Genomic DNA, 18,951 nt, shown 5'->3' on the forward strand with positions numbered 1-18,951 from the left:
TTAAAATGGATGCATATATAGTAGCTGGCTATAGGTCAGCCGTAGGCAAGGCAAAAAAAGGAGGGTTCAGATTTACCCGTCCCGATGATTTGGCAGCCGACGTAATCAAACATTTGGTAGCTTCAGTGCCTAATTTCGATGCGAAACGTGTCGATGACCTAATTGTAGGAAATGCGGTTCCCGAAGCAGAACAGGGCATGCAAATGGGCCGAATGATTTCCCTTCTTTCATTACCAATGGAAGTGCCGGGCTTTATCGTGAACCGCTATTGCGGTTCGGGCTTAGAAGCAATCGCCCTGGCCTCGGCAAAAATCTCTTCTGGAATGGCAGATTGCATTATTGCAGGGGGTACGGAGTCGATGTCGCTTGTTCCTATGTTGGGCTACAAAACAGCCCTAAACTGGAAAATTGCAGAGAAAACCCCTGAATATTACCTCAGCATGGGCATCACGGCCGAGGAAGTAGCCAAAGATTTCGGCATTAGCCGTGAAGAAGCTGACGCCTTTGCCATTCAATCGCACCAACGAGCTTTCGAAGCAATAAAAGCAGGAAAATTCAAAGATGAAATAGTGCCAGTTACTGTCAACGAAACCTATGTTGATGCAAATGGGCAGAAAAAAGAACGCTCTTATGTGGTAGATACCGACGAAGGGCCAAGGGCTGATACAAGCCTAGAAGTATTGGCGAAACTTCGCCCAGCTTTCAAAATGGGTGGGCAAGTGACTGCTGGAAATTCATCCCAAACTTCCGATGGAGCTGCTTTTGTTATGGTAATGTCGGAGAAAATGGTGAAAGAGCTTAATCTTGAGCCAATTGCCCGCATGGTCACTTACCAAGCAGCTGGAGTAAATCCTCGTGTGATGGGAATTGGTCCAGTAGAAGCAGTGCCAAAGGCATTGAAAAAAGCAGGATTGACGCTGAATGATATTGACCAAATTGAGCTGAATGAGGCATTTGCCGCACAAGGCTTGGCGGTGATAAAGCAACTAGGTTTGGATCAGGAAAAAGTGAACGTGAACGGTGGGGCAATTGCTTTGGGTCACCCACTGGGCTGCACAGGGGCGAAACTTTCCGTCCAGCTTTTTAATGAAATGAGAAGAAGAAACCAGAAATACGGAATGGTAACCGCCTGCGTAGGGGGTGGCCAAGGTGTAGCTGGTATCTACGAGCTTTTGAAATAAAAACTAATTCTCTTCAGAAAGCTTTGCCTCTCAGTGAGCAAAGCTTTCTTTTTTTTCAACCAACTTCAACTGATTTTGGAAACAGATTTTTTACGCTACAAAAATTCCAAAATTGAGTTTCGGAAGCACGGAACAGGCAATACGTTGCTCGTAGCTTTCCATGGCTTTAGCGATAAAGCTGCTATTTTTGATATCATTCGCCCTTCTTTGGAAAAGGATTTCACCTTATTTGCCATCAGCTTTCCTTACCATGGAGCTACCGACTGGCAAGAAGGGCATTTTACAAAAAATGACATCGCCGAAATCATCCAGCTTATTCTTCAAAAAGAGAAAAAGGAACGGTTTGCCCTGATGGGCTATAGCATGGGAGGGAAAGTTACGCTCAATATGATTCCATTTTTTGCAGAAAAACTGGAAAAAGTAATCCTCCTTGCTCCAGACGGGATCAAAACCCATCCGCTCTACGATGTAAACGCATTGCCAGATTGGTACATGAATTTGTTCAAAACCTTACTGAAAGCCCCAAAACTATTTTTCAAATTGACCAAATTGCTTTATAAATGGCGGATTTTGAGCAAGTTTTTATATGATTTTACCATCAACCATTTTAGCACAGAGCAGCAGCGCAAGCGTTTTTTCTACGTTTCGGCGTCTATTAAAACATTTAAGCCTGATTTACTAAAAGTGAAACAACTGCTCAACCAGCAGCAAATTTCTACTTCTCTATTTTTAGGGAAAAGGGACGAGGTAATCCCTCCAGTAGTTGGACCTATTTTTTCCGAAGGGTTAGAGCGATGCAAAGTCCATTATTTACCCAAAGGACATTTACTAATTGACGAAGAGTTGAATGATTCGATTTCGGAATCAATTGAAACACCAACGGCCTCGCTATAAGCGAAGCCGTTGATTCTTTTTTTACAAAAAATTTCACTACTTATTCTGGTATTAATACCATCTTGGCATAATTGTCTAATGTAAAATATTTTGCCGCTACCTTTTTCAAGTCTTCGGCAGTCAATTTATCAATTCTCTCTTCGTAGTCTTCTATTTCTGTATAATCTCGGTCATACATATAAGAATTGCGGAGCGTGCTAAGCCAGAAACGGTTTTGCTTGAGATTCTCCTTCATCTCCAGCTTTTGCGTTTCTTTAATTTTCACCAAATCTTCTTCTGAAGGGCCTTCTTCTCTCAATTTCTTCAATTCATCGAGTGCTGCTTCGGTAAGTTTTTCAACATTATCAGGACCGCAAGGGAAACTGATATTGAGCATATAACTCCCTACTGGTAATTCTTGCACACTTGCTGAAGCACCTACACCGTACACACCGCCTATTTCCTCTCTCAATCTTTCAATAAGTTTGATGGTGAGGACTTGAGCCACCGAAGTCATTTTGTAGGCAGTTTTCTTGTCATAATCGAAATAGCCAGTTACTGCAAGTCGGACCATACTTTTAGGCTCAGTTCCTTTTTTGACTATTTTCTCCACTTTGCCCTCAGGGTAGCGAATGTTCAAATCCTTCCACTTTTCGTCTTTATTGAGCGCAGGCAAACTTCCCAAATAAGTTGCCAATAATGGTTTGATTTCTTCCACTTTAAAATTACCAACCAGAAAGAAGGTAAAGCCAGAAGCATCGGCGAACCGCTCTTGGTAAATCTCAAAACTCCTGTCCAAATCGATGTTGTTCCAATCTTCTTCGGTTGGGAAACCGCCACCTCTTATACTATTTTGGCTCATCACTTTAGAAGCCTGATCCATAAAATAATATTGGGGGTTTGAAAGCAAATTTTTATAAAGCGCTTTGTTCTGATTAATATAAGACTGGAACGCCTCAGGATCTTTACGAGGTGCTGTGAAATTCAAGTGCACCAATTGGAACATTGTTTCCAAATCTTTAGGGGCAGCAGAGCCTGAAATACCTTGGGTAAGCTGACGTATATACGGGCTTGCACTAGCAATTTTCCCTGTCATCAATTTCTGCAACGCAATATTATTCATGTCTTTTAAGCCACTTTGGGACATAATTGCATCTGCATTTGTTACCGATTGGTAATCTTCGTCTGGATACAATGAACTACCACCCCAAGAATATCCGTCCAAAAGGATTTCATCATTTTTAAAATCAGTCGGTTTCAATACTACTTTTACCCCGTTCGAAAGCGTCAACTCCGTTACACCCAATGCTTTCTTTTCTTCGTCCACTATTTTTCCTGCCGCAGGAAGCTCTTCCATAAGAGCCGTCGCAGACACTTCGTCCACATAAGGCTCTAGTTTTTTCTTATCTACTTTTTCAAGTAACCCTGTTATTTGAGCTTTGGTAGGAACTTCATTTCCTTCTTTCTCAACAGCTGTCACTACTACCACTCTATTGTTAGGAGTCATCCATTTTTTTGCCAAAGCATTTACCTCTTCAAGTTTAATAGTTGGCAAGAATTCTTTATAAATAGCAAACTCCGTGGCAATTCCGGGAATAGGCTCATCTTCAAGGAAGTTTCTCACATATTCGTCAGCGTAGTTACCAGACTCAGATTTGTCACGCTCATTATAAGCTCTTTCCATATAAGCTAAAAGCTCGGTTTTATAGCGCTCAAGTTCACCAGGAGTAAAGCCATGCTGCAATACACGATAGCTTTCTTCCAAAGCACTTTCCATGCCTGTCAAAATACCGTTGTCACCAGCTATAGCCGTAACTGTATAGGCATCTATTCCTGCCAAAAACCCTCCGTAAGAAGCACCACCATACATAAATGGAGGAGTCGCACTTTGGCGCAATTCATTCAAACGCTGATTGAGCATGCCATTATACAAAGAGTTCATCACCTGCTGGCGATAGTCGGCTATGGTCTTGAATGACTCTTTCTGATGTTTATAGTAAATACTGATCCTATTGTAAGTTGCTTCCTTGTCCTTGGCAATGGCTACCAAAGTTTCTTCATGCTGAGGCATGTCATATTCAATACGTTTCTTTGGCTTTTTTACCGCAGGTACTTTTCCAAACTGCTCTTTAATTTTTTTCTCCATCTCGTCCACATCTATGTCACCCACGGCTACTACAGCCATTAGGTCCGGACGATACCAGTCTTTGTAAAATCGCTGAATAGTTTCAGGCTTGAATGACTCCAGTACTTCTTTTGTACCTATTGGCAAGCGCTCTGCATACCTAGAATCTTTAAGCAAAACAGGCAACCAAACTTCGCGCATCCTGCCGTCAGCACCGAGGCCTAACCTCCACTCTTCAATTACCACCCCTCTTTCTTTCTCTATTTCTTCTGGGTCAAGTGAAGCATTAAATGCCCAATCTTCCAAAATCTGTAAGCCTTTGTTGAGCTTGTCTTCATCATCTACGGGAATAGGAAGAATGTAAACCGTTTCATCAAAGCTGGTGTAGGCGTTGAGGTGTGCGCCAAACTTCACCCCAATGGACTGTAAATAACTTACCAATTCATTTTTTTCAAAATTCTTAGTGCCATTAAAGCACATGTGCTCCATAAAGTGGGCAAGACCGAGCTGGTCATCATCTTCCAAGATAGATCCTGCATTAACTGCTAATCTGAGATCAACCTTATTTTCTGGCTTGGCATTTTTCTTAATGTAATAAGTCATGCCATTATCCAGCTTTCCAATCCGGATAGAAGGGTCTACAGGTATTTCATTGTTGATATTTGAAATTGCGGCATCGGCATTGAGCGTGCTTTGGGCAAAAAGGCTTTGGCCAACCACGAACATAATGCCAAAGAAAAAAACAATAATTCTTTGATACATAATAGTACTATGTTTTTGATTAAAAGCTATGAAACTTGTTGATAATGGGCTTGTGAAATCTGATTATTATAGAAGTTCAAACTAACGAATTTTGTTTGGAAAACCCTCTGGCAAGTAGATAAAAGAAATAGACTTTTACAAGATGAGTAAATACAGTGGATCAGCGGTAGTGCATTCGTAACAGGATGTTGAAACCCAAAAGGGCATCTTCGCTATGCAAAGACGCCCTTTTGGGTTTAACCTTAAAATCCAGACGGTTTAAAGCCCGACTATTGTATTGCTTTCATCGGAAGCACTTCAGCTTCAATTTGCCTGTTGTCTTCCAACAACTGATTTGTATATCTCAATTTTCCATTAGGAACTATGAGGCAAAGCTTACCACCCTTCATTCCCGCAAGGGCAGAAAGAGTAGTTAGTTTCGATACCATTTTCCCATCTGTATCTTTTCCTTTAGGTACTATTTCAAAATAGTGCTTACTATTTGACTTGCTTGCAGTAATATTTGGAATGAATATATCATCCGAATTTTTTCTGAGCAGCCTTGTAGGGCGTTCATACTCTTCTATATCTGCTTTTATCTCTGTGAAACCTTTCTTTTCAAGGTAAGAAATGATGTCTTTCATCATGTCCTGATTTTCCGGTGTCAGTAATTGTTGTGCAAGCATGTTTTTATGAAGGGTTTAAATAAAGCGATTTATTTATATTATTAAATTAATTTTTCGAGAACAATTCAGGTAGTTGTGAGACTCTAGCGCATAGAAAGGTGAAGCTTTAAGAAGGCGGTCAATCCAAAAATAAGCTGAAAAATATGTATCCAGAATATTTATGGGACTATCAAGCAGAAAGCTTTGGTCAGTCTAGAATAGAGTCGAAGTCAAGTCGATGAGTTAATGGGATGTCAAAAAATACCTTCTAAGACAAGCTGTTGAAGGTTGAAAGGGGATTATTACGTTACCTTTCCTATAATTTGGAACAAATATACTAACAATTTGTTTGCAAAAACTTAAAATACGAAACCTATTCCAATATGAGGTAAGAATAAATCAGTTTTAGATCTTTTTACATCAAACACTAACTGCTCATTTTTCTCGTCGTAAGTAACTGATTTTCGGGTAAGGTATTCAGCTTCTCCTCCTGCCAAATAAGTTAACTTCAGATCTAGGTACAAGCCTTGAACTAAAAAAATATTGACCCCTGCACTCCCGCCATAACTAATAGCCCAATCACTCACTTCTGTATCAGCCCCTAGCTTGTCCTCGTACCTGTCAGATTTAATTACCGAACGTGTATAAATATACTTCCCGCCAAACATAAGCTCGCCGTAAGGCTGCACTGGCAAGTCCACGTCGGGCAATACCCTTCCCACAAAATGGAAACCTATCATATTATTGTTCCTTGTTACATCCACCTCTTCCAAATTGCCATCCACATACATATCTTCTTGATTGGTCTCTGTACCATATACTATGTAGTTAAAATCAACCCCTAAATATATAGGGCTAGTTTCTTTTACCTGAACAAGAACGTTCCCCGCAGCCCCCAATCCCCATACGCTAGGTACGGCTTCTTTAAATTCATTGGTAGGAATGGCTCCTACTAATCCTAAGTTTACATTTACAGCTTGTCCAAACAAACCAAGGGGAAGAATAGCTATGACTATTAAAAAGAGGATTTTCATAGTAGAGTTTTTTTATTCAGATAGTTTCAGAAGCTACTTGTACACGATTAAGAAAATTTGAGAAGTAATTACTGACATAAGTCGCTATGTCAAGTTACGGATTTGGCACTCAAAAAGATATTTACTTGAAGTAATGTCAGCTATGCCTGTCCAAATTCAATAACGAAAAAACAAAATCAGTGACATTATGTCATAATATGTCGCTTGGCACAAGCATTGATATTTGAAGACTGATTTTAAAATGAATTAATTGACTAAAAAACATAAAAGCAATCATGGGAAAAATCATAGGTATTGATTTAGGAACGACCAACTCTTGTGTTGCTGTGATGGAAGGGAACGAACCAGTAGTAATCCCTAACAGCGAAGGCAGGAGAACTACTCCCTCTATTGTAGCATTTTTGGAAGATGGAAAAGGTGAGAGAAAAGTGGGCGACCCTGCTAAAAGGCAAGCCATTACCAACCCTCAAAATACCATCATGTCTATCAAGCGCTTCATGGGTAAAAAATACACAGAAGTAGGGAGTGAATTGAAGACAGTTTCTTACAATGTAGAAAAAGGAAACAACGATACGCCAAGGGTTAAAATTGGTGATAGATTATACACGCCTCAAGAAATTTCAGCTGTTGTGTTGCAAAAAATGAAGCAAACTGCAGAGGATTACTTGGGTACTACAGTGACTGAAGCGGTAGTAACTGTTCCTGCTTATTTCAACGATTCGGAAAGACAAGCTACTAAAGAAGCGGGTGAAATTGCAGGATTGAAGGTAAACAGGATCATCAACGAACCTACTGCAGCAGCTTTGGCTTACGGGCTTGACAAAAAGTCTGAAGACATGACCATCGCAGTATTTGACCTTGGTGGTGGTACATTTGATGTATCTATCCTTGAGCTAGGCGACGGTGTATTTGAAGTAAAATCTACAAATGGCGATATCCACTTAGGTGGTGATGACTTTGACCAAAAAATCATTGATTGGTTGGCTGAAGAGTTCATCAAAGACGAAGGAATTGACCTGCGTAAAGACCCAATGGCTATGCAGCGTTTGAAAGAAGCTGCCGAAAAAGCGAAAGTTGAACTTTCAAGCTCAACTTCTACCGAGATCAACTTGCCATACATCATGCCAGTAGACGGTATTCCTAAGCACTTGGTAAAAAGCTTGACTAGGGCTAAGTTTGAGCAATTAGCTGACGATTTGGTGAAGCGTACGCTTGAGCCATGCAAAAGCGCATTGAAAGATGCTGGCATGACATCATCAGATATTGATGAAGTCATTTTGGTAGGTGGTTCTACGCGTATTCCTAAAATTCAGGAAGAGGTTGAAAAATTCTTTGGCAAGAAACCTTCTAAAGGTGTAAACCCTGATGAGGTTGTGGCTATCGGAGCTGCTATCCAAGGTGGTGTACTTACTGGTGAGGTAAAAGACGTATTGCTTTTGGATGTTACCCCACTTTCTTTGGGTATAGAGACTATGGGTGGCGTAATGACAAAACTGATCGAGTCTAATACGACTATCCCAACTAAGAAATCACAAGTGTTCTCTACTGCTGCTGACCAACAGCCTTCGGTTGAGATCCACGTGTTGCAAGGTGAAAGACCAATGGCTAAGGACAACAAAACTATTGGTAGATTCCACCTAGATGGTATTCCACCTGCACCAAGGGGCGTTCCTCAAATTGAAGTTTCGTTTGATATAGATGCCAACGGTATTCTTCACGTAACTGCTCTTGATAAAGGAACTAACCGTGAGCAAAAAATCAGGATCGAGGCTTCTTCTGGTCTTACTGACGAGGAAATCAAGAAAATGAGAGATGAGGCGAAAGCCAATGAAGAAAGTGATAAGCAGGAGAAAGAGAAAATAGAGAAGTTGAATGCTGCTGACTCATTGGTTTTCCAAACTGAAAAGCAATTGAAAGAATTTGGAGATAAACTTTCTGAAGGCAACAAATCTGCCATAGAAGCTGCTTTGACAGAACTTAAAACTGCACATTCTTCTCAAGATATTGCTGCTATCGACAAGGCGATGGAAAGCTTGAACGGAGCATGGAGTGCAGCATCTCAAGAGATGTACGCAGCAGCTGGAGCAGATCCTAATGCAGCGGCTGGTGGTCCAGAAGATGCTGGAGGAGCTGAAGCAGGCGCTGATACTAGTGGAGAAGATGACGTTACTGACGTTGAATTTGAAGAAGTTGATAAGGATAAAAAATAAGACTTCTCAACATATAAATTTTTAGCCCTTCGGTTTTGTAACCGAAGGGCTTTTTTGTTATTATACCACTCATGTTCGATCCAAAGCAAATAAAATATTTCAAAGACCAAGATTTTCTTCTTACCAAACACCGAATAATGAAGCAAATGGCTTCTTTATTTCAAACCGTAAGAGATGAATTATCTAGCCAACTAGCTATATCTACCCAATTTTTGCCCAAAGAAACCGATATATCTTCTGGAAAAATCTCTAAAGGAGAAAACTACAAGGGCTTGCCTTATATGGTATTGGATTACCCTCGCTATTTCTCAAAAGAAAACATTTTTCTGATGAGGACTATGTTTTGGTGGGGAAATGAATTTAGCGCCATGCTCATTTTGAAAGGGCAACCGCATGAGGAATTGAAGACTGCATTGAGAAGCTTTTTAAGTCAAGAAATTGCACAGGATTTCTACTTGTGCGTGGGCGATTCTCCATGGGAATATGATTTTGGAACGGACAATTACTGCAAGGTATCGGCTATAGATGAGGATGAGCTGAATGCTATCTTGGCAAAATCTTTTTTAAAACTCGCTCAAAAAGCCCCACTCGACTCCTACAAAACCCTTCCATCATTTATTGTGCGCTTTTGGATATCAATTTTTGACAATCTTCCTGTATAAGCCGATACGATGCTAGGATTATTGTATTTTTGCTTTGGGTGGAGATGGCTCTTGCTTCATTTTGAGCCCCTCTACCTCCACAGCTCAATATAGCACTCGTGCTTACTTACATCAACCATAATTATTTAAACTATGAGAAAATTATTCATTAATCTATTTTTAACCTGCTGCCTAGTCTATTCGGCTTCTGCCCAAGAGGTAAAAAAATATGCCGAGACTATCAAAGCTAGCGATCTTAAAAAGCACTTAGAAATAATCGCTTCTGACGAGTACGAAGGAAGGGAAACTGGTGAAAAGGGTCAGAAAATGGCAGCAGAGTATATCGTAAACCAGTTCAAGGGCGATAGTTTGATTGGCCCTGTAAAAGCAAATACTGACAACCCTTACCTACAACCATTTGAACTTGAAAAGTCAAGTTGGGATGATGTAACTATTGAGACAGAAGGTAAAAAGCTTTCACTTTTCAATGAATTCTTTGTTTATGGCAATACCGTACTTGAAAACGGAGAGTATGAAGTAATTTTTGGAGGTTATGGCATAGACACTGAAAAATACTCTGATTACAAAGACCTTGATGTAGAAGGTAAGATCGTGGCGGTGATGGAAGGTGAGCCAAAAACAAAAGACATCTTCTTGATTTCAGGCTCAGAAGAAAAATCACCTCAAAATGACACAAGGGCAAAAATTGCCACCGCTTCAGAAAAAGGCGCTAAAGGCATAATAATCGTTTATGAATCAGACGAAAATTACCAAAAAAGGGCACAAGTTTTTAAGCAATATGCTAGCCGCCCTTCATTAGGTTTTCCTAAAGGCAAACAAGATGAAGGAACTGCACTGTTTTTCACCTCGCCAACTTATGCCGGTGACCTCCTTGGCACTTCTCCCAAAAAACTCCAATCCGCTATTAAGAAAATAAACAAAAAAGGAAAAACCTTAGCTGGAGAGTATTCTAACACGATTGCGATTACAATGGAGAGAAAAATAGAGTCTGTAACTACTGAAAATGTACTAGGCTTTTTGGAAGGAACAGATTTGAAAGATGAAGTTGTTATAGTTACAGCTCATTACGATCATATTGGAATAACTGGTGGAGAGATAAACAATGGAGCTGACGATGATGGCTCAGGAACTGTAAGCGTTTTGGAAATTGCTGAAGCATTTACCAGTGCTAAAAAAGAAGGTCATGGCCCAAGAAGAAGCATGCTATTTATGACCGTAACTGGTGAAGAAAAAGGTCTTTTGGGTTCTAGATACTATTCTGAAAACCCAATTTTCCCAATCGAGAACACAGTAACAGACCTAAACATCGATATGGTTGGCAGGGTTGATGAAAAACATAAGGACAATCCTTTTTACATCTATATCATCGGGTCAGATATGCTATCAAGCGAGTTGCACGAGCTTAGCGAAGATGTTGCGAAAAAACAATACCCAAACATAGAGTTGGATTACCAATATAATGCAAAGGACGACCCAAATAGGTTTTACTACCGCTCTGACCACTACAACTTTGCAAAACACGGTATCCCTGTGATCTTCTATTTTAATGGAACACACGAAGATTACCACCGCCCAACTGATACTGTCGAAAAAATCCACTTCGATAAAATGGAGCAGGTTGCGAGGTTAATATTTTCTACAGCATGGGAAGTTGCCAACAGTGACAACCGTCCTTTAGTTGACAAAAAAGCTGGAAAATAAGCCTACTTGAGTTAAAAACACAAAAGCCTCTCTATTCAGAATAGAGAGGCTTTTCAATATATATAGATGTTTTATTTTACATTCCAAAAACTTCGCAATTAGGAGTAGCTGCAACAAACTTCTGTACTTCTTCTTGAGTCACTTTTGTATCCTCACAATATACAACTGTCAAATTACTTAGTCCTTTTACTGGCTCTAAACTGCTTACTTCAGTATGCTGGAAAACCAACTCCGTCAGGTTTGCTTTGCCCTTCAAAGGCTCCAAACTATTTACACTCGTCCGCAAAAATGAAAGTTCACTAATCCCCTGAATCCCAGAGAGTGCATTTAAGTTTTTTATAGGAGTATTATTGCAATACAATACTTTTAAGTTTGTAAGGCTTTTGAGTGGGTCAAGCGACACCACACTGGAATTAGAACAATCAATCACTTCTAAACTAAGAACACCCGTTAAAGGCTCTAGACTTGTCACTTTAGTTCTATAAAACTCTAGCTTAGAAAGACTTTTCAAGTTTTTAAGCGGTGTCAAATCCACTACTTTAGTTGAACCAAAATTCAAATTTTTCAGGTTATCAAGACCAGAAATTGGTCCCAAGTCACTGACTTTAGTTTGGTCGCACCAAAGTGATTTTAACCCTTTAAGTTCTCTGACAGGCTCTAGCGTAGTAATCAAGGTTTGAGAACAGTCCAAAACAGTTAGCGAAGCAATGGCCGCAAAATGTTGTTGGTTAGGAACTCCATTGATACCAACTTCTTTAGCAAATAGTTTTTGCCAAGCTGGTTCAAGTTTGTTCCACCATTCTATGTTTATGCTACTTGATTGTGATGTATGCTCAAAAGCCGATTCAGGATACTCCCCTCTGTTTGTAAATGACATTAGCAACAAGAGGGAAAATGACAGTATGATCCTCATCTTTCCTATTATTTTGTTTAATATAGAAACTAAAATAATTGGTGTTTATTTTTCCAAAATTGATAAAAAATCAGCTTTTATATAGGAAGGCTTTTATAAAATGATTTTATCCCCCTATTCCTATGTGAAAGAGGGATATACATAGGTTTTTTACCTACTTCTAACTTTCTATTTTTACAAACCCCGCTTTCTTAAAATCATTCCAAAATCCAGGGTAAGATTTGTTGACCACTGTAGCGTCGTCAAAACTCACTTCTGTAAACAAACCAAGTGGGGCAAAAGCCATTGCCATTCGGTGGTCATCATACGTATAAAAATCAATAGGTTTAAATACAGGATCAGTACCAGGTATAATAATTTCTTCATTCCCAACCACTTCCACTTCCACTCCTATTTTCTTTATCTCTCGTTGCAAAGCATCAATCCTATCCGTTTCTTTAATTCTCAAACTTTGCAAACCTGTTAACTTTGCCTTTATTCCTTTTGCCGCACAAACTACGGCAACGGTTTGGGCAAGGTCAGGGCAATGGGTAAAGTCCCATTCAAAATCATTTCCAAAAGCCACTTTTTCCAACACTACCCCATCTTTTTCAAAAGTAGATTTGACACCTAACTTAACCATAATATCAGCAATAGCCTTATCGCCCTGCAAAGAGTTCTCTCTCAGGCTTAGCAATTTCACCTTAGCTTCTGAAGCTAAGGCAACTAAACTGTACCAATAGCTCGCTCCCGACCAATCTGGCTCTATGGAATATTGATTTTTAGTATACAATTGAGGCTTAATTGAAATCACATTTCCCTCCCATATATAGCTTATCCCAAAATGCTCCATCAAAGCAAGCGTCATGTTGATATAAGGACGTGAATTGACATCACCCACAAGCGATAGCTCTAACCCACTTTCTAATGTAGGCGCAACCATCAGTAGAGCCGAGATATACTGACTGCTCACATCGCCCCTTATACTTACGTTACTGCTTTTTTGCTTAAAGCTTTTGATATGAATAGGCGGGTAACCCTCCTTGTTTTCATAGGAAATTTCAGCCCCAATTTCCCTCAATGCATCTATCAAAATCCCGATTGGTCGCTGCTGCATCCTCTCAGTTCCCGTCATTATCGTTTCCCGACCTGTTGCAGCGCAATAAGCCGTTAAAAAGCGCATAGTAGTCCCAGCATCTCTTACATCAAAAGTAAGCTCATCCGAAGCCAGTAAACGAAGCATTGTTTGTGAATCGCGAGCATTTGATAGATTCGATAATTCAATATTGCCATGGGACAAAGCTTGCATGATCAGCGCTCTGTTACACTCACTTTTTGAGCCTTCTATTTGAAGCTCAATTAAAATTTTTTTTGAAGGATGGGTGATTGATATTTTCTCGTTGTCCAATGTGAATCAATTTTGAGGTTTTATGCTAGGCACAATACTTTTTAGTTTTTTAAAAGCTAGTTATTTTCTGTGGTTGCCATGACATTTTCGGGCAAATAGCTATTGGGCTGTGGAACAATTTCCATCTCAAACAAGCTTGACAAATGCCCTTGAAGTTTTGCCTCTACGTCAGCCATCTCAACTTTTTTACCCAATTCTTTCTCCATAGAAGTCACCGCTTTATCAGTGATTCCACAAGGGACAATATGCCCAAAGTAAGAAAGATCTGTATTAACATTGAGGGCAAAACCGTGCATAGTGACCCATCGGCTCATTTTCACCCCAATGGCGCAAATTTTACGAGGGTTTATTTTTTTCTCGTGGTCCAGCCACACACCCGTAAGACCATCGATCCGTCCTGCTACCAAGCCATAATCTGCCAAGGTGAGAATAATTGCTTCTTCTATCATTCTCATGTACAGGTGGATGTCAGTCATGAAATGGTCTAGGTCCAAAATTGGGTAACCGACCACTTGCCCTGGTCCATGGTAGGTAATATCTCCTCCTCTATTTATTTTGAAAAACTCAGCTTTATGCTCACGCAAACCATTTTGTTGGAGAAGCAAATTATTCATATCACCACTTTTCCCAAGTGTATATACATGAGGGTGCTCCACAAAAAGCAGATGATTGTGTGTAGTTTTCGGATGCCCGCCCGCTTCTTCCAGTTTGCGGTTTTCAAGCTTCATTTTCACTATTTCTTCAAAAAGTACAGTTTGGTAATCCCAAGCCTCTTTGTACGACATTTTACCCAAATGCCTCAAATATGTCACTTTGTTTTTTTTCTGTTCCATCTGCTCTTTGCAATACGCTTTTTTGTAAAAAAGGGAAAGCCACCCCGCCAAAAGCCTGTGCTTAAAAATTTAACACGAAGCTTTCAAAGTGCAAAACTAATCTTCCTTTTTGATTTAAAGAAAAAACAGCAAAAGAGAGAGACCTAAGACAGGCTAAAGCCTATTCCTTTCTGCTGCTTACCAAACAAACTTTCCACATTAATTTGTTTCACATCAGCATAAGTTAATGTTTGGAGCGCTTTTTTGGTTCGCTTCTGCTGAGGCAAGGCAGCCATACGCAGATGTTGTATTTTTATAGACTGGTCAATAAGCTTTCTCACTTCCCTCCCATTCCCAAAAAACTTATCACGTTTATGATAAAGAAGTTCGAAATGCCTGCGCAAATGGTCTTTTGCTTTTGCATCAGCCTTCAGGTTTTCTTCGGCAAGCATGAAACAAGCTATCTCGTAAAGCTCATCTACATTAAAATCTTCGAACAACATTTCTTTTTCAAATCGCGATTTCAAGCCTGGGTTCATCTTTAGTAACCGCTCCATCTCACCTGTATACCCTGCCATTATCACAATGAACTCGCCCCTGCTGTCTTCCATCTCTTTCAAAATCACCTCCATCGCTTCTTTTCCATAGTCCCCCGTTCCATTGCTCGAAAAAAGCGAGTAGGCCTCATCTACAAACAGCACCCCTCCTTTGGCTTTGCTCACTAGTTCTTGAGTTTTCATGGCTGTTTGACCTATGTAGCCCGCCACTAAATCTTGCCTACTGCACTCTACCAAATGTCCTCTTTCCAAAATCCCCAAGGCTTTGTAAGTCTGAGCTAAAATGCGTGCTACGGTAGTTTTTCCTGTACCAGGGTTGCCTTTAAATACAGTATGAAGAGGAAACTTCCCCAAAATATCTCGGTGCGACTCCCTGTAAAACTTCACCAACCTGATAAGCTCGTGAATATTATTTTTTATAGAAGTAAGTCCCACCAATTCATTCAACTTCTCCAATGAAATAGTCAAAAGTTCATGGTCAATTCCAATCTCTGGATTCTCTTTTTCTTGCGACTTGAAAACTGCTTCTAAATCCTCCAGCTTTATATTTTTCAATTTCTGTTTTTTAGGCTCATGACCTGCCACTCCAGCTACTTCTTTCATCACCCTTAAGCCCATTTCCATTTTGGCTTCGTCTATAATGGAGCTTACCAGCCTCGCATTGCCAAACGTATGGTCACGCTCCCTAAACTTATCGGTAAGCTTTTTCTTCAGAGATGCACGAGCACTTTTGGTAAAACTGATTTCCTTCTCTGCGGACATGATATCGGCTATTTGCATCAGGTCTTGGGGCAGGTAGTCAGGAAAGTTAAAATAGGTTTTAAAACGAGATTTGAGACCAGGGTTAGAACTTAAAAAGATCTCCATTTCCTTGGGATAACCTGCGGCAAAAATGGCAATATCACCAGGTCCATCCGACATTTCCTTTACCAAAATCTCGATAACCTCATGACCATAATCCTTATTGTCGTCCTCGTTTCGCACCAGTGAATATGCCTCATCAATGAACAAAACACCACCTCGGGCAGTCTCTATAATATCTTTTACCTTCGGTGCCGTCTGCCCAATATACTGACCTATTAACTCTGCCCTGCCTACTTCATGCAATTTGCCATTGCTCAGCAACCCCATCTGGTAATACAGCTTTCCTAGCAAACGGGCCACAGTAGTTTTTCCTGTACCAGGGTTGCCCAAAAATACCGAATGCAAGTTGGCAGGTTCACTTTCTTCAAAGCCCTGTTCTTTCCTGAGCTTCACAAATTCAAGGTATTTCACATAATCGTGAATCCGTTTCTTTATCTCTACCAAGCCTATCAGCTTGTTCAGTTGCTTTAAGTTATCTTCTAATTTTTCACCCGTACTTTCGGCCAAAGCATCGTCATCTTGTTTGATAAAAGTATCCTCACCTACAAGTACTTGGCAATTTCCCTCTACATTTTCATCGCCACATTCAAAAGGAACTATTGCCAGCAACTGATCCATGAACACTACTTCTAAAGTATAGCGACCATAATACCACGACCCTTTCAATTCGGAGCCCCAACCTGTTACCAAAACTACTTCCGATTCCGTATTTTTTATTTGTCTAAGCTCTACGGTGCAGCCTTTAAGTTGCCTTGCCTCATTATAAAAATTGAAGGTGATTTCACTAAACCATGAGCGTTCTTGAAGATTTTCTATCACAAACTCAGCCCACACATAGCGAGTATCTTTTACACTAAATTGCTTGAGGTATTTTCGTTGATCCTGTTCTATACCCGAATCCCCCCCCTCAAAAAGCTTGATATTCATGAGCTCAAAATAGGGATTTAGCTCAGGCGTTACAGGTCCGCTATCTTCTACATAAAAATACGCTTTCCCAACAAAGTCATCTTGAATGTAAGCTTCCCACAAGTAATCGCCCCTTTTCCAGTAATGTCCTGGCTCTTCATGCCCCCAACCTTCTCGTATTTTTACCACGTTTTCGGCCACGGGCACTTCCTTCTCCAAGGGCAGCTCACAAAGAAGTTCTTTTTCGCCCTCCACTAGTTTGTAACATTTTAATGTGAGGTGTATAAACCAATTTTCTACATCAAAATATTTGTTGAAAAATGAAAGTTCCACATACAGATAAGAAACCTCGCAGCTCTCAAAAACCCGTCTATATTTTTTTTGCCCATTAGCCAACCACTCGGTAGAGGAGTAAATTTTTAGCCCTTTGTACTTGTATTTGGCGGAATTTTCTGGGCTTCTACTTTCTTCCTTCATTCTCTTTGGTGTTAATTTTAAACTCGGTTAACTTCTCGTGAAAGCGATATAAAACTTCGTATAAATTCAAATTGACCATACAAACCTTTACAATATACATTTTTTCTAGTTGAAAATAAAGTTATTTCTCCAGCCCCACCCACACTTATTTAGCCCAAATAAAAAAAATACAAGGAGTACATTTGGATTATTCATTACATATTCATTTTTTTGTTGCCATGAAAACAACGGCACTACACATTAGGAATTGGTGGCACACTTGGATATAATCAAGTGGACAGGCTACGCCTATAGTGCATTTTTAAATATATAAGATATATAAAATGGCTTTCTGTTCACTCAGAAAGCCATTTTTGTTTTAAACTCATGCAAAAGACCCTCAAAAAAGTGGAAACATTTAACATCAAAACCCAAACACGAAAATTACTGGCAGACACTTTTACCCCTGTTAGTATCTACCTCCAGCTAAGAGATGTGTTCGTAAACAGCATTTTGCTAGAAAGCTCCGACTACCATGGCAATGACAATGCTTTTACCTACATCTGCTGTGAGCCTATCGCCACTTTTGAAGCAAAAGGAAAGTCTGTGACCGAAAAGCTTCCAAATGGAAAAACCATCAACCATTCGCTGGCATCTAACAGCGAAATGCTCGGACATCTCAACGGGTTTGTGGAAAAATTCAAAGCCGAAGATTTAGGACATAAGTTCATCCACAACGGGCTTTTTGGCTACATGACCTACGACTCGGTACAATATTATGAAGAAATAGAATTTGGGAACAAGCCTACCGAGGAAATGAAAATTCCCGATACAATGTATCAAGTTTATCGCTATATCATCGCTATCAATCATTTCAACGAAGAAATTTTCCTGTTTGAAAACAATGTAGAAGGGGTGGAAAGCCTAAGCAAACTCGACCAAATTCAGGCACTGCTCAGTAACCGAAGTTACGTTACCCACCAGTTTGACCCAGAACCCGAGGAAGCCACCAATTTTACCGACGATGAATATATGGGAATCGTGGAAAAAGGAATAAAGCATTGCAAGCGAGGAGATGTTTTCCAAATAGTACTTTCCCGCAGGTTCAGCAAAAATTTCAAAGGTGACGAATTCAACGTCTATCGCGCCCTACGCTCCATCAATCCCTCCCCCTACCTTTTCTACTTCGACTATGGCAACTACAAAATATTTGGTTCTTCGCCCGAAGCCCAAATTGTAATTAAAGACAAGCAAGCTGCCATTTATCCAATAGCGGGTACTTTCCGCCGAACCGGAAACGACAAGCAAGACGAAGAAGTAGCAAGGCAACTTTTTGACGATCCCAAAGAAAACTCAGAGCACTTAATGCTGGTAGATTTGGCTAGAAACGACCTAAGCAGAAATGGAGAAAAAGTAGAAGTTGCCACGTTCAAAGAAATTCAGTACTTCTCGCACGTAATTCATTTGGTTTCCAAAGTAATTGGCAAAGTAACGAAAGATAATATTTTACAAGTAGTTGCAGATACCTTTCCCGCTGGTACACTTTCCGGAGCTCCAAAATATATGGCCATGGAACTTATTGATAAATACGAAACCGTAAGCCGAGGGTACTACGGAGGCTGCATCGGATTTTTAGGCTTCAACGGCGAGTTTAACCATGCTATAATGATCCGTTCGTTCCTCTCTAAAAACAATACACTTTATTACCAAGCAGGAGCTGGAGTAGTGGCAAAATCGAACCCAAGAAGTGAAATGGAAGAGGTGAACAACAAACTAATGGCACTCAGAAAAGCCATTGAGGTTGCTTCGGAAATAAAAGCATAAAACCTTCTTACAACAAAAATCAGGTAAAAACATTTAGAGC

At 40.1% G+C, this 18,951-nt stretch carries 13 protein-coding genes; 6 read left to right on the top strand and 7 right to left on the bottom strand.

The window, feature by feature from the left end; translation table 11 throughout:
* Nucleotides 1-5: 5 nt before the first annotated feature.
* Nucleotides 6-1,181 (top strand): acetyl-CoA C-acyltransferase, encoded by a 1,176-nt coding sequence (locus R9C00_27020; GenBank protein WPO35353.1) that lies wholly within the window; start codon nucleotides 6-8, stop codon nucleotides 1,179-1,181.
* Between the two features lie 75 nt (nucleotides 1,182-1,256).
* Complete coding sequence (locus R9C00_27025; GenBank protein ID WPO35354.1) at nucleotides 1,257-2,075, top strand: alpha/beta hydrolase; 819 nt, start codon at nucleotides 1,257-1,259, stop codon at nucleotides 2,073-2,075.
* 40 nt (nucleotides 2,076-2,115) lie between these two features.
* Here the strand turns inward: R9C00_27025 and R9C00_27030 are convergent, their stop codons facing one another.
* From R9C00_27030 to R9C00_27040, 3 genes are all read right to left on the bottom strand, one after another.
* Nucleotides 2,116-4,941 carry an insulinase family protein gene (locus R9C00_27030; protein ID WPO35355.1) on the bottom strand — a complete coding sequence of 942 codons (2,826 nt, stop codon included), beginning with the start codon at nucleotides 4,939-4,941 and terminating at the stop codon, nucleotides 2,116-2,118.
* 269 nt (nucleotides 4,942-5,210) lie between these two features.
* A complete protein-coding gene (locus R9C00_27035; GenBank protein WPO35356.1) occupies nucleotides 5,211-5,606 on the bottom strand; it encodes a hypothetical protein in 396 nt (131 codons plus the stop codon).
* A 338-nt stretch (nucleotides 5,607-5,944) separates the two neighbouring features.
* Entirely contained in the window at nucleotides 5,945-6,619 is a 675-nt protein-coding gene (locus R9C00_27040; protein ID WPO35357.1) for a hypothetical protein, read from the bottom strand.
* A 275-nt stretch (nucleotides 6,620-6,894) separates the two neighbouring features.
* Between R9C00_27040 and dnaK the strand changes: the two genes are divergently transcribed.
* The 3 genes from dnaK to R9C00_27055 all read left to right on the top strand — a co-directional run bounded on the left by dnaK (nucleotide 6,895) and on the right by R9C00_27055 (nucleotide 11,192).
* Nucleotides 6,895-8,829 (top strand): molecular chaperone DnaK, encoded by a 1,935-nt coding sequence (gene dnaK / locus R9C00_27045; protein ID WPO35358.1) that lies wholly within the window; start codon nucleotides 6,895-6,897, stop codon nucleotides 8,827-8,829.
* A 71-nt stretch (nucleotides 8,830-8,900) separates the two neighbouring features.
* Nucleotides 8,901-9,491, top strand: coding sequence for a hypothetical protein (locus tag R9C00_27050; GenBank protein WPO35359.1), 591 nt, complete (start codon nucleotides 8,901-8,903; stop codon nucleotides 9,489-9,491).
* A 132-nt stretch (nucleotides 9,492-9,623) separates the two neighbouring features.
* Nucleotides 9,624-11,192, top strand: a complete 1,569-nt coding sequence (locus tag R9C00_27055) for a M28 family peptidase (GenBank protein WPO35360.1) — start codon at nucleotides 9,624-9,626, stop codon at nucleotides 11,190-11,192.
* Between the two features lie 76 nt (nucleotides 11,193-11,268).
* Here the strand turns inward: R9C00_27055 and R9C00_27060 are convergent, their stop codons facing one another.
* From R9C00_27060 to R9C00_27075, 4 genes are all read right to left on the bottom strand, one after another.
* The gene (locus R9C00_27060) at nucleotides 11,269-12,105 is read right to left on the bottom strand and encodes a leucine-rich repeat domain-containing protein (GenBank protein ID WPO35361.1); all 837 of its coding nucleotides are present in this window, start codon (nucleotides 12,103-12,105) and stop codon (nucleotides 11,269-11,271) included.
* A 160-nt stretch (nucleotides 12,106-12,265) separates the two neighbouring features.
* Complete coding sequence (gene aroA / locus R9C00_27065) at nucleotides 12,266-13,492, bottom strand: 3-phosphoshikimate 1-carboxyvinyltransferase (protein WPO35362.1); 1,227 nt, start codon at nucleotides 13,490-13,492, stop codon at nucleotides 12,266-12,268.
* 56 nt (nucleotides 13,493-13,548) lie between these two features.
* Entirely contained in the window at nucleotides 13,549-14,325 is a 777-nt protein-coding gene (lipB, locus tag R9C00_27070) for a lipoyl(octanoyl) transferase LipB (GenBank protein WPO35363.1), read from the bottom strand.
* A gap of 143 nt (nucleotides 14,326-14,468) precedes the next feature.
* A complete protein-coding gene (locus tag R9C00_27075) occupies nucleotides 14,469-17,108 on the bottom strand; it encodes an AAA family ATPase (protein WPO35364.1) in 2,640 nt (879 codons plus the stop codon).
* A 366-nt stretch (nucleotides 17,109-17,474) separates the two neighbouring features.
* Between R9C00_27075 and R9C00_27080 the strand changes: the two genes are divergently transcribed.
* Nucleotides 17,475-18,911, top strand: a complete 1,437-nt coding sequence (locus R9C00_27080; protein WPO35365.1) for a chorismate-binding protein — start codon at nucleotides 17,475-17,477, stop codon at nucleotides 18,909-18,911.
* The last annotated feature ends 40 nt before the right edge of the window (nucleotides 18,912-18,951 follow it).

It is taken from the genome of Flammeovirgaceae bacterium SG7u.111, from assembly GCA_034044135.1.
Lineage (GTDB): Bacteria > Bacteroidota > Bacteroidia > Cytophagales > Flammeovirgaceae.

Excerpts from the sequence above, each read along its gene's own strand:
- R9C00_27020 (WPO35353.1), top strand. The coding sequence starts at position 6 with ATGGATGCATATATAGTAGCTGGCTATAGGTCAGCCGTAGGCAAGGCA.
- R9C00_27030 (WPO35355.1), bottom strand. The coding sequence starts at position 4,941 with ATGTATCAAAGAATTATTGTTTTTTTCTTTGGCATTATGTTCGTGGTT.
- R9C00_27035 (WPO35356.1), bottom strand. The coding sequence starts at position 5,606 with ATGCTTGCACAACAATTACTGACACCGGAAAATCAGGACATGATGAAA.
- R9C00_27040 (WPO35357.1), bottom strand. The coding sequence starts at position 6,619 with ATGAAAATCCTCTTTTTAATAGTCATAGCTATTCTTCCCCTTGGTTTG.
- dnaK (WPO35358.1), top strand. The coding sequence starts at position 6,895 with ATGGGAAAAATCATAGGTATTGATTTAGGAACGACCAACTCTTGTGTT.
- R9C00_27050 (WPO35359.1), top strand. The coding sequence starts at position 8,901 with ATGTTCGATCCAAAGCAAATAAAATATTTCAAAGACCAAGATTTTCTT.
- R9C00_27055 (WPO35360.1), top strand. The coding sequence starts at position 9,624 with ATGAGAAAATTATTCATTAATCTATTTTTAACCTGCTGCCTAGTCTAT.
- R9C00_27060 (WPO35361.1), bottom strand. The coding sequence starts at position 12,105 with ATGAGGATCATACTGTCATTTTCCCTCTTGTTGCTAATGTCATTTACA.
- lipB (WPO35363.1), bottom strand. The coding sequence starts at position 14,325 with ATGGAACAGAAAAAAAACAAAGTGACATATTTGAGGCATTTGGGTAAA.
- R9C00_27075 (WPO35364.1), bottom strand. The coding sequence starts at position 17,108 with ATGAAGGAAGAAAGTAGAAGCCCAGAAAATTCCGCCAAATACAAGTAC.
- R9C00_27080 (WPO35365.1), top strand. The coding sequence starts at position 17,475 with ATGCAAAAGACCCTCAAAAAAGTGGAAACATTTAACATCAAAACCCAA.